The sequence below is a fragment of the Pseudomonas alkylphenolica genome (assembly GCF_000746525.1).
In the GTDB taxonomy this organism is placed as follows: Bacteria; Pseudomonadota; Gammaproteobacteria; order Pseudomonadales; family Pseudomonadaceae; genus Aquipseudomonas; species Aquipseudomonas alkylphenolica.
Window position 1 is genome coordinate 4,229,623 of the sequence record NZ_CP009048.1, and the last position, 11,757, is coordinate 4,241,379.

Below are 11,757 nucleotides of genomic sequence, written 5' to 3' on the forward strand. Positions count from 1 at the left end.
TGACAAAACACCGTCTACATCTCGAATTCAGCGGCTAACGCCGCTCGAACGCAGTATAGAACCCCCTCCGGTACACGGGCACCGAACTGCTCGGCAATCGCCGATACCGGGGGTAATTCGCCCTCGCCATCAAGGAAAGCATCCTGCACTTCGGCGAGCAGGTCTTCCGGCAAGTCCAGAGCCTGCTCCAGCGACAGCTGCTGACGGCCAATGGCCTCGGCGAGCATGCTGTAGACGTTCTTTTCACTGCAGTTCAACTGCCCGGCGATTTGCGCCGGGGTCATGCCGGCACGGGCCAGGCTGGTGAGCTCGTGGCGCAGGTCGGCAACCTGCGGTGGCGCCTCGGCGGCACCGCCCAGTACGTCGAGGAACGCCGCGCCGTAGCGCTCCAGCTTGCGCGCACCGACGCCACTGACCTGGGCCATTTCGCTGAGGCTGCCCGGCTGGCTGCGCAGCATCTCCAGCAAGGTCGAATCGGGGAAGATAACGTAAGGCGGCACGCCATGCTCCTCGGCCAGCTTACGCCGCAGCGCACGCAGCGCTTCCCATTGTTCGCGCTCCTCGCCACGCACCAGCTGACTGGCCGGGCTGCCGCCGCTGCCGCTGCTTTTGCTGCTGGTCTGCGGCTTGAGGTCGCGGCGCAACTCCAGGCTCACTTCTCCGCGCAACAAAGGTCGGCAGCTGTCGGACAGGCGCAGGCCGCCGTAACCTTCCAGGTCGATATCGGCCAGACCGCGGGCGACCAGCTGGCGGAACAACGAGCGCCACTCTCCTTCAGAGCGGGCCTTACCGACGCCGTACACGGCCAGTTTTTCATGGCCGAAGTTGCGGATTTTCTCGTTGTCGCGCCCCAGCAATACATCCACCAGGTGGCCGACACCGTAGCGCTGGCCGGTGCGGTACACCGCCGACAGGGCCTGACGCGCAGGTTCCGTGGCGTCCCAGGTTTGCACCCCATCGATGCAGTTGTCGCAATGCCCGCAAGGCTGCGGCAGTTCTTCATCGAAGTAGTTGAGCAGGATCTGCCGGCGGCAGCGGGTTTCTTCACAGAGCGCGAGCATGGCGTCGAGCTTGTGCTGCTCGATGCGCTTGTGGCGCTCATCACCCTCGGAGTTCTGCAGCATCTGCTTGAGCATCACCATGTCCTGCAGCCCGTAGGCCATCCAGGCATCGGCTGGCAGGCCATCGCGGCCGGCGCGGCCGGTTTCCTGATAGTAGGCTTCCAGCGACTTGGGCAGGTCCAGGTGGGCAACGAAGCGCACGTTGGGTTTGTCGATGCCCATGCCGAAGGCGATGGTGGCGACCATGATCAGGCCTTCCTCATTGAGGAAGCGGCGCTGGTTGGACGCGCGGGTCTCGGCAGGCAGACCGGCGTGATACGGCAGCGCCGGGAAGCCCTGGTCGCACAGGTAGGCCGCAACATCGTCGACCTTCTTGCGTGACAGGCAATAGACAATACCGGCGTTGCCGCGACGCTCACTGAGGAACGCCAGCAACTGCTTGCGCGGCTGCTCCTTGGGCACGATACGGTAGAAGATGTTCGGCCGGTCGAAGCTCGACAGGAAACGCTCGGCATTCTGCAGGTGCAGGCGCGTGACGATTTCTTCGCGGGTACGCATGTCCGCGGTGGCGGTCAGGGCAATACGTGGCACCTGCGGGAACAGCTCGGCCAGTTGCCCCAGTTGCAGGTACTCGGGACGGAAGTCGTGACCCCATTGCGAGACACAGTGGGCTTCGTCGATCGCGAACAAGGCGATATCCAGGGTACGCAGGAAATCCAGCATGCGCGGCTGCACCAGACGTTCCGGTGCCAGGTAGAGCATCTTCACTTCGCCACGGCGAATGCGCCCGGCAAGCTCTCGCTGCTGCTCAGCGCTCAGGGTCGAGTTCAGCGAGGCGGCGGCCACACCCAGTTCATCGAGGGTTGCCACCTGGTCTTCCATCAGCGCGATCAGCGGTGACACCACCACTGCCAGGCCCGGGCGCAACAGCGCCGGTACCTGAAAGCACAGGGACTTGCCGCCCCCTGTGGGCATCAGTACCAGCGCATCGCCACCCTTGGCCACACATTCGATGATCGCCCCCTGGCGCCCCCGAAAGCTGTCGTAGCCGAAGATGTCCTTGAGGACGCGCTGAGCCTGTTCGAGCATAAAAACTCCATAAATCGCAGAACCATCCTGGCCACAGGCTGGATGAAAACCTTCCCCGCCACACCTGAAAATGCGTAAGCGGCTTTTACCTGACCTGCCGTTCCAGCATGGCCAGGTACAAAAGCCGGGCATTATACCCGAGCGTTGCCTCGCACAGGGCGCTCTGCGATAGGCGTCATCTTTGCCTCGCAAGCGCCGCAAGATGCTAGAATTCGATCATCGTTTATTCCCAAGGTAGCCCTGTAATGTCCTTCGCCGAGCAATTGAACCGCCTGCAAGCCTTCCTCGACGCCGACGAGCTGCACGAAGAAGCGCTGGACTACGTTGCCGCCCACGGCTACCTGACTGCATTGTCGATTGGTACCGAGGTGGTTCCCGAGCGCGAATGGATCGACGCCCTGTTCGCCGAAGAGCCGCATTACAAAGATGCCGCCCAGCGTGAAGAGATCGAAGCCACGCTGATCCAGCTCAAGGCGCACATCGCCCGTCAGTTGGCCAGCGACGAGGAATTCGAACTGCCATGCGACCTGGACCTGGGCGATGAGCCGGACGATTCCGACCTGCGCGGCTGGTGCATCGGCTTCATGGAAGGCGTGTTCATGCGCGAAGAAGCCTGGTTCGAAACCGCCGAGGAAGAAGTCAGCGAGATGCTGCTGCCGATCATGGTCGGTTCCGGCCTGTTCGACGAACAGCCTGAATTCGCCGACATCGCCAGCGACGCCAACCTGATGGACGACATGATCGTGCAGATTCCAGAGGCGCTGACCGCGCTGTACCTGCTGCAGCACGCGCCTGACGAAAAACCTGCACCTGCATTGCTCAAGCCACGCCACCACTGAGTCGGCGTCAATGCGCTACCTGCTGCTGGCCACCGGCTGGCTCAGCGTCGCGCTGGGAGTGATCGGCATCTTCCTGCCGGTGTTGCCGACCACTCCTTTTCTGCTTCTGGCAGCGGCCTGTTTTGCCCGCAGCTCTCCGCGCTTTCACCATTGGCTGGTCAATCACCCGCGGCTTGGGCCGTGGATTCGTGACTACCTCAGTGGTGAAGGCATCCCGCTCAAAGGCAAGGTCTATGCGATTGCCTTGATGTGGCTGAGCATTGGCCTGTCCTGCTACCTGGTGCCGTTGATCTGGGCGCGCGGGTTCATGCTGACCAGTGCGGTACTGGTCAGCATTTACATCCTGCGGCAGAAGACCCTGCGTCGACCGTCCTGATTCTGGTAAGGCTGGTGAGCTGCCTGTGGGAGCGGGCTTGCCCCGCGATGCGATCTGACTGAAAAACCGCAATCGCGGGGCAAGCCCGCTCCCACCGTGCCCCCACGGTTACACCGTATCCACCTTCAACGAATGGTCATTGAGCATCCCGTTGATGATGGTCGCGGTATCCTGCCCGGCGGCAATCACACCGCCCGCTCCCGCCGTCACCCCATAGTGCTGAGCCAGGTTGACCCCCGCCAGGTCAATGATCTGGGTCGGCGCAGCCCCCGCCACCGCACTCACCTCGATGGTCGACACCACCCCGGCGCCACTGCCGGTGACCTTGAAGTGCAGATAATCATCCAGTGACGCCGAAGTTGCGTTCTCTCCCTGGAGCAACTGCGACAGGTCGAGCCGATCTGTGCCCGGGGTGAAGTCAGTGACGACATCACGCCCGCTATTACCTTGTTGCCAGAGGAAGATATCGTTACCGTCACCGCCCGTGAGGGTGTTGTTCCCCGGCCCGCCGATCAGCACATCGTTACCGCCTCCCCCGTTCAACGCATCGTTGCCCAGGCCTCCTCTAAGCAGGTTGACATTGCCATCGCCGGTCAAGCTGTCGTTGTAGTCCGAACCGATCAGGTTCTCGATTCCACTCAAGGTATCGGTCCCCGCCCCGCCGGTATTTTGTGCGGCAAGGTTCGCCAGGCTTACGGTCACGCCGCTACTGGCACCGGCGTAACTGGCGGTATCGATACCGGCGCCACCGTCGAGCTGGTCATTGCCGCTGCCTCCGATCAGCAAGTCATTGCCGTCACCGGCGTTGAGGATGTCGTTACCGTCGCCACCGATCAGCACATCATTGCCGGCACCGGCATTGAGGGTGTCGCCGCCCGCCCCGCCGAGCAAGGTGTCATGACCATCGGTCCCTGTCAGGACACTGCCTTGCTGGTAAGTGATATCGACATTGCCAGTGCCGGTACCGCCATGCCCATCACTGACCGTATAGGTGCCGTTGTAGGTCTCGTACTGGGCATTGGCGTAGTCGACGGTCATGGTCAAGGCATATCTTTCCAGTCCGTCGGGGTTGCCCCCGGCAAGATTGAGCAGGTTGACCACATGGATGCTGTACACCCCGTCATGGCTGGCGGTAAAGCTACTGCCATCGGCAACGGTCTGGTAAATGCCATTCTCATCCTTCCACTCCATCAGGATGTTGCCGGCCGGCCGGTCGTGATCGAGCTTGAGAGACTCGCCTTTCTTCAGGGTGACGGTCAGAACGTCCTCGGCATTGGCACCACTGGAGAGCGCGCCCAGATAACCATTGACCAGCAGCGCTGCCGTGGTGGTGTTCGACGCGGTGCGGAACGAACTGCGCGGCAAGTCCTTCAACTGGTTGGCCAGGTTACTGCTCGTTCCCGAGAAAGTGACCGTAGGCGTGCCACTACCGACCGTGAACCCCGCCCCCTTGGCCGCCCAATTGGTCGTGAAGCTAATCGGCGATGCGCTGAGCAAATCGTTGTTGGCATCGCTGTCGTTGGCCAGCAGTGCTTCAGCCGGCACAGTGATGGTGCTGGAGAGAATGTTGGTGATGATATGGTCAGCGCCAGCCACCGGCGCGGCGTTGGAGTAGACGTTAACCACCAGGTTGGCGCTGCTCAGGTCGCCATCATTGTCACTGGCGGTGAAGCCGATGTTTTCAGTTACGGTGGTGCCGGTGTCTTTCGGTGGCGTGTAGGTGAACTCGCCGCTATCCATGTCAACCAGCAAGGTACCGCCCTTGATGGTTTTGATGTTGAAGGTATTGGTTGCGGTGTCAAAGGAACCGCGATCGACACCGCTGGCGCTGTAGCTGCCCTGGCCTTTGGGGTCATAGGTGTAAGTCGTACCATCGACCAGCAATGCTTTGATAAAACCGCCATCGGCGCCGAACGTGCCGCCACTCATCAGGCTGCCGGTAATCGGCGCACCTTGCACCGTACCGGACAACACCTGATTCAACGCATTCAGGTCGGTAACCACCACAGCGTTGGTATTGGTATGCGTGCTGCCGTCATACGCCAGCGGGTTGAGATTGCTGGCGTTGACGCCGTCACCCAGGCCAATGGCGTAGGACTTGATCCCGTTGCTGTCGAGGAAGGACTTCCAGGCAGTCTCGTCGTCGGTATCGATGCCTTGTGAGGACGAGGACGGGTTGCCGTCGGAGAAGAAGTAGCCGATGTTCTGCGCACCGGTCAAACTGCCAGCGTTGGCGAAGGCCGACTTCGCCTCGGCCACCGCATTATCGTAGTTGGTGCCACCACCCGCCGACAGCCCGGCAACGATCTGCTTGGCCTGGGCGACCGATACCCAGACTTCGGATTGTTCAGATGCTGAGGAACTGAAGGTGACGATCTGGACTTTGACGTCGCCCATTTCGTCATACTTGTCCAGCAAAGCGCTGATGGCATCCTTGGCCAGTTGCAGACGGGTCTTGCCCTCGACACCGGATTGATCGTTCATGCTGCCGGATACGTCGACGATCAGCAGCAAGTTGGAATCGACCTGCCCCGGCGTCACCGAACGCTCGGCCCCCACCACCGCGGCTACATCGTCAACGATGTTTACATCCAGGGTTGCCTGGGCTGTGCTGCCGTCTTTATCGGTTGCCGTGACAGTGATGGGCTCGTTGAGGTTGTTGATGCCATTGGCATTCGCATGGTTTTCGCTGTCCAGCAAGGTGTAGGTGTAACTGACCACGCCGGTACTGGCGTTGTACCCGGTGATGGTCAACGAATTGCCCAAGGGCGTCGTACCCGTTTGCGGGAAGCCGGCAACATTGCCGCCGCTGACCACGGTAATGCCCCCAACCGTCAGGGTTTGCAGACCATCCAGGGCAGTCACGGTGAAGCTGCCCGTGTGGGTTAACGCTGGCGAATCCGGGCTGCTGCCGTCGCTGAGATTTTTTTCGTAGACGGTCCGTTCGCCACCGTTGACGCTCAGACCATCGATGACCACCGGATGGTCCACGCTGCTGACATCGATCTTCAACGTCGCAGTGCTGCTGTCGCCGTCGGCATCCTTGAGGGTGTAGGTGAAGTTTTCGACACCCGTGCCACCGCCTTTCAGATTGACGAAGTCCGGGTCCTGGGCGTTCAGGGTGTAGGTGTAGGAACCATCGGCGGCGAGCACCAGGGTGCCGTAAGTGCCGGCGATGGTTTGCGGGGTGATCGGGCCGCTGGCGATGCGGTCGGCGCCCTGTACATCATTGGTCAACACGTTGCCAGTCAGGGTCAGCTGCGTTTCCGTGGCGGTAGTGATGTTGCTGTCGTCGTACGCCTCGGGCGCGTCGTCGACGATATTGATATCGATGGTGGCACTGCCAGTACTGCCGTCGGTATCGGTCGCAACCACCTCGATTTGCTCGACCAGGGTGTTGCCGCTCGTGTGGCTTTCATTGTCCAGCAAGGTGAACGTGCCGACGATTACCCCGGTGCTCGGGTCGTAGCTGTGGATGGTCATCGAGTTGCCCAGCGGCGTGGTGCCGGTCAGCGGCAATGCACTGACCACCCCGCCACTGACCAGGGTGAGGCCACCGATAGTCAGGGTCTGCAGACCGTCCGGGGCGACCACGGTAAAGGTACCGCCCTTGGTCAGTGCCCACTGGTCCGGGCTGCTGCCGTCGCTAAGGTTTTTCTCGTAGAAGGTCAGCTCGCCGCCGCACAGGTCCAGACCATGGATCTCTACCGGGTCATTGAGGTTGCTGACATCGATCTTCAAGTTCGCCGTGCTGCTGTCACCGTCGGCATCCTTGAGGGTGTAGGTGAAGTTTTCGACACCCGTGCCACCGCCTTTCAGATTGACGAAGTCCGGGTCGTTGGCGTGCAGCGTGTAGGTGTAGGAACCATCGGCGGCCAGCACCAGGGTGCCGTAGGTGCCGGTGATGGTTTGCGGGGTGATCGGGCCGCTGGCGATGCGGTCGGCGCCTTGCACATCGTTGCTCAAGACGTTGCCGGTCAGGGTCAGTTGAGCTTCCGTGGCGGTAGTGGTGTTGCTGTCGTCGTACGCCTTGGGCGCATCGTCGACGATATTGATATCGATGGTGGCACTGCCAGTACTGCCGTCGGTATCGGTCGCAACCACCTCGATTTGCTCGACCAGAGTATTGCCGCTGGTGTGGCTTTCATTGTCCACCAAGGTGAACGTGCCGACGATTACCCCAGTGCTCGGGTCGTAGCTGTGGATGGTCATCGAGTTGCCCAGCGGCGTGGTGCCGGTCAGCGGCAATGCACTGACCACCCCGCCACTGACCAGGGTGAGGCCACCGATAGTCAGGGTCTGCAGGCCGTCCGGGGCGACCACGGTAAAGGTACCGCCCTTGGTCAGTGCCCACTGGTCCGGGCTGCTGCCGTCGCTAAGGTTTTTCTCGTAGAAGGTCAGCTCGCCGCCGCACAGGTCCAGGCCGTGGATCTCTACCGGATCGTTGAGGTTACTGACATCGATCTTCAAGTTCGCCGTGCTGCTGTCGCCGTCAGCGTCCTTGAGGGTGTAGGTGAAGTTTTCGACACCCGTGCCACCGCCTTTCAGATTGACGAAGTCCGGGTCGTTGGCGTGCAGCGTGTAGGTGTAGGAACCATCGGCGGCCAGCACCAGGGTGCCGTAGGTGCCGGTGATGGTTTGCGGGGTGATCGGGCCGCTGGCGATGCGGTCGGCGCCTTGCACATCGTTGCTCAAGACGTTGCCGGTCAGGGTCAGCTGCGTTTCCGTGGCGGTAGTGGTGTTGATGTCGTCGTTCGCATTCGGCGCGTCGTCGACGATGTTCACATCGATCGAACCGTTGGCGCTGCTGCCATCGCTATCAGTGGCCACCACCGTGAAGCTTTCGCTCAAGCTGGTGCCGTTACCGCTGCTGTGCGCTTCGTTGTCGAGCAGCGTGTAGGTGTAAGTCACCACCCCGGTGCTGGCGTCGTAGCCCGTGATGGTCAGGGTGTTGCCTTGCGGCGTGGTAGCCGACTGCGGGAAGCCGACCGCATTGCCGCCAGCGACCACGGTGATACCGCCGACAGTCAGGGTTTGCAGGCCATCCGGGGCACTCACGGTGAAGCTGCCGCCCTGGGTCAGGGCCGAGCCGTTCGGGTTGCTGCCGTCGCTGAGGTTTTTCTCGTAGACGGTCAGTTCGCCGCCTTCGATATTCAGGCCGTTGAGGGTTACCGGGTCGTTGAGGTTGCTGACATCGATCTTCAGCGTCGCCGTGCTGCTGTCGCCATCGGCATCCTTGAGGGTGTAAGTGAAGTTTTCGACACCCGTGCCGCCGCCTTTCAGGTTGATAAAGTCCGGGTCGTTGGCGTTCAGCGTGTAGGTGTAGGAACCATCGGCGGCCAGCACCAGGGTGCCGTAGGTACCGGTGATGGTTTGTGGGGTGATCGGGCCGCTGGCGATGCGGTCGGCGCCTTGCACATCGTTGGTCAGCACATTGCCGGTCAGGGTCAGTTGGCTCTCGGTGGCCGTCACCGCATTGCTGTCCGCTACCGCATGCGGCATATCATCGATTACGTTGACATCCAGCGAACCACTGGCCACATCACCATCGGTGTCGCTGACTGCGACGCTGATACTCTCGCCCTGTCCATTGGCTCCAGCGCCGTCCGGATGTGCCTCGGTGATGCCCAAGGTGTAGCTGTAACTGACCACACCGGTAGCAGCATCGTAACCGGTGATGGTCAATACGTTGCCCAAGCCGGTAGTGATGGATTGACCCACACCGGTCACAGCGCCAGCCGTGACGACGTTGATGCCACCGACATTCAGGTTGAACACACCATCCGGCGCCACCACTGTGAAACTGCCGGTTTTGGTCAAGGCCGCGGGGTCACTGGCCGAACCCTGGGCCAGGTTGGCTTCGTTGAGGTTCAGCTCGCCCCCGTCAACCTGCAAACCTTCGATAGTGACCGGGTTGTTGACCACCGGTGGCAGTGGCGATGGCAGCAGCGCGTCACTGTTGTTATTGAGATCGCCGACATCCAGCTCTGGCACTTCGACAAAGCCGTTGAAACCCGCTGTCGGGAATCCGATGATCGGGTCAACCCGACCGCCCACTTCGTTGAGCATGACAAAGGAATGACCACCGCCGAGCGCACCCGACGAGCCCCCACTCCCAGGACCGGCCGCCGTCGGATCGGCATCCTGGCTCGGGTCGGCGCCCGAGGCGATGGCTTGCTGGAGTTTTTCCACATCGGTGAGTTGCGCCTGACTGGGCGCCGGCGCCTGCGGCGCATCGACTTGAGGCGCCTGGTTAACCAGCAACTGCGGGGACATCGCCAGACTGCTGTCACGGCCCAAGGTCAATTCGGCACCATTTTGCAGATGCACAGCCACCGCACCGGCTGCCCCCGTCTGCAACTGCTCGCCGGCAAACAGCCGGTCACCTTCGGCCAGCACCCGACGTGTCCCGTCATTGGCGACGGCGAAGACCTCACCGACTACTTTGCTGACAATACCGATTAACTTGGCCATGAGCGCTCTCCTCCGCTGCGGAACGGTTTTTCGCAGAAGAGCACCCTGAATCTCGCGTAGTCGGTCCACGGTGCCTGCCCTGGACCAACACCTGGAAAGCGCTGAAGGCGAAGGTCGATTTCAATGGAATCAACACCTTCGCCTGCCAGACGCTTTGTGAACGTGGAAGACGAGCTGGCGATTTGGCAGCTGCCAAAAAATTGTCGCCAACAACTGATCTTCCTCCATCCCCTTCGCTACATCCGTGCCCTTTGCCGCAAAAAAAACTGAACTTTCTCTGGCGCCCGAAAAATGGACTCTAGCGCCGTATCAACGGGTCGCCTGATATGAACAATGTCGTGGATTCCTTAGACCGCATAAGTTTTTTTTCGCATAACCCTTATGAAAAATTCTTCTTAGCTCGCCTTATAAATGTTCTTAGCTCTGTTGTTACAAGCCTGAAACGGTTTGACCTTAAAAGTTCGTCAAAAATATGACGACAGCAACACCAAAATTTGAGATCAGGGAGAAGTACCCCATGCGCGTTTTGACCCCCATCACCGGCGCAATTCTATTGGCCATGGCATGTGCCAATGCTCAGGCGATGTCGCTTACGGAAGCTGTGCAAAGCGCCGTGGACCAACATCCGGAAATCAACGCCAGCCGTAACAATCGCTTATCCGCAGACGAAGACGTCAAGGTTGCCAAAGGCGGCTGGTATCCCCGCGTCGACCTGGTTGCCGGCTACGGTCGGCAGAAGTCGGATAACACCAACACTCGCTTCACCAATCCCGACGGCACATCCAATCACAACAAGGAAACCCTGAACTACACTCAGTCCGACCTGCGCTTGCGGCAGATGCTGTTCGACGGTTTCAACACCTCGAACGAAGTCGGCCGTACCGAAGCGGTGGTCAACTCCCGCGCCTACTACACCCAGGCAACCGCCCAAAGCATCAGCCTGCGCGCTGTCGAGGTGTACCTGGAGGTGCTCAAGCGCCGGGAGCTGGTGACCCTGGCCAAGAACAACCTGCAGGCTCACCTGCGCGTCAACGATCAGATCGGTTTGCGTAGCGAACGGGGTGTAGGCAGCACCGCCGACCTTGACCAGTCCACCGCCCGTCGCGCCCTGGCGGAAAACAACCTGTACACCGCCGAAGTCGACCTGGCTGATGCCGAAGCCAATTTCTACAGCGTCATCGGCCGCGTCCCCGACGAGCTGGAAACACCGGTCACCATCAAGGGCGAGATGCCTGCCAGCCTGCTCGACGCACGTCAGGACATGCTTGAGCACAACCCCTACCTGAAGTCGGCCCAGGCTGATGTACAAGCCGCCGAGCAGCAATACGAAGTGGCCAAATCTCCGTTCTATCCACGCCTGGATGCGGTGTTGGCCACCGGTGCCAACAACAACACCGCAGGCCAGGTCGGTCACGACAACAACGACTGGCAAGCCGGTGTCGAGCTCAGCTACAACCTGTTCCGCGGCGGCAGCGACAAGGCCCGCCTGCAGTCGGATGCGCACAAGATCAACCAGGCCATGGACATCCGCAACAATGCCTTGCGCACCCTCAACGAGGACCTGGCACTGTCCTGGAACGCCATGACCAATGCCCGTAAGCAAACCCCGACCGCCCGCGAGTACGCTGACACCACTACCCGGGTGCGCGCGGCTTACCAGGATCAGTTCGGCCTCGGCCAACGGACCCTGCTCGACTTGCTCGACAGTGAAAACGAGCTGTACAACGCCAACCGTCGCTACACCGAGGTGCGCTATATCGAGGAGTTCTCGATGTACCGGGTGTTGGCCAACATGGGTGAACTGCTGAACAAGCAACGCATCTCGCTGCCGCCTGAGGCGATTGCCCAGAGTGAAGTGAAGAGCGAAGCACGTCTGCCCGACATGCGCTAAGCCGCAATCTGCTGCAGGAGTAGGCCA

The 11,757-nt window shown here is 60.8% G+C and carries 5 protein-coding genes; 3 read left to right on the forward strand and 2 right to left on the reverse strand.

What is annotated here, in order from left to right; translation table 11 throughout:
• Positions 1-14 precede the first annotated feature (14 nt).
• Positions 15-2,150: a DNA helicase RecQ gene (gene recQ, locus PSAKL28_RS19395; protein WP_038613542.1), complete on the reverse strand. Its 2,136-nt coding sequence runs from the start codon at positions 2,148-2,150 to the stop codon at positions 15-17.
• Positions 2,151-2,395: 245 nt separating this feature from the next.
• Between recQ and PSAKL28_RS19400 the strand changes: the two genes are divergently transcribed.
• Together PSAKL28_RS19400 and PSAKL28_RS19405 are read left to right on the forward strand one after the other, a co-directional pair.
• Positions 2,396-2,989, forward strand: coding sequence for a UPF0149 family protein (locus PSAKL28_RS19400; protein ID WP_038613545.1), 594 nt, complete (start codon positions 2,396-2,398; stop codon positions 2,987-2,989).
• A gap of 10 nt (positions 2,990-2,999) precedes the next feature.
• The gene (locus tag PSAKL28_RS19405; RefSeq protein ID WP_038613547.1) at positions 3,000-3,365 is read left to right on the forward strand and encodes a YbaN family protein; all 366 of its coding nucleotides are present in this window, start codon (positions 3,000-3,002) and stop codon (positions 3,363-3,365) included.
• Positions 3,366-3,473: 108 nt separating this feature from the next.
• Here PSAKL28_RS19405 and PSAKL28_RS19410 read toward each other — a convergent pair whose 3' ends face one another.
• Complete coding sequence (locus tag PSAKL28_RS19410) at positions 3,474-9,839, reverse strand: retention module-containing protein (protein WP_038613549.1); 6,366 nt, start codon at positions 9,837-9,839, stop codon at positions 3,474-3,476.
• Positions 9,840-10,356: 517 nt separating this feature from the next.
• Here PSAKL28_RS19410 and PSAKL28_RS19415 point away from each other — a divergent pair.
• Entirely contained in the window at positions 10,357-11,730 is a 1,374-nt protein-coding gene (locus PSAKL28_RS19415) for a TolC family outer membrane protein (protein ID WP_038613551.1), read from the forward strand.
• The last annotated feature ends 27 nt before the right edge of the window (positions 11,731-11,757 follow it).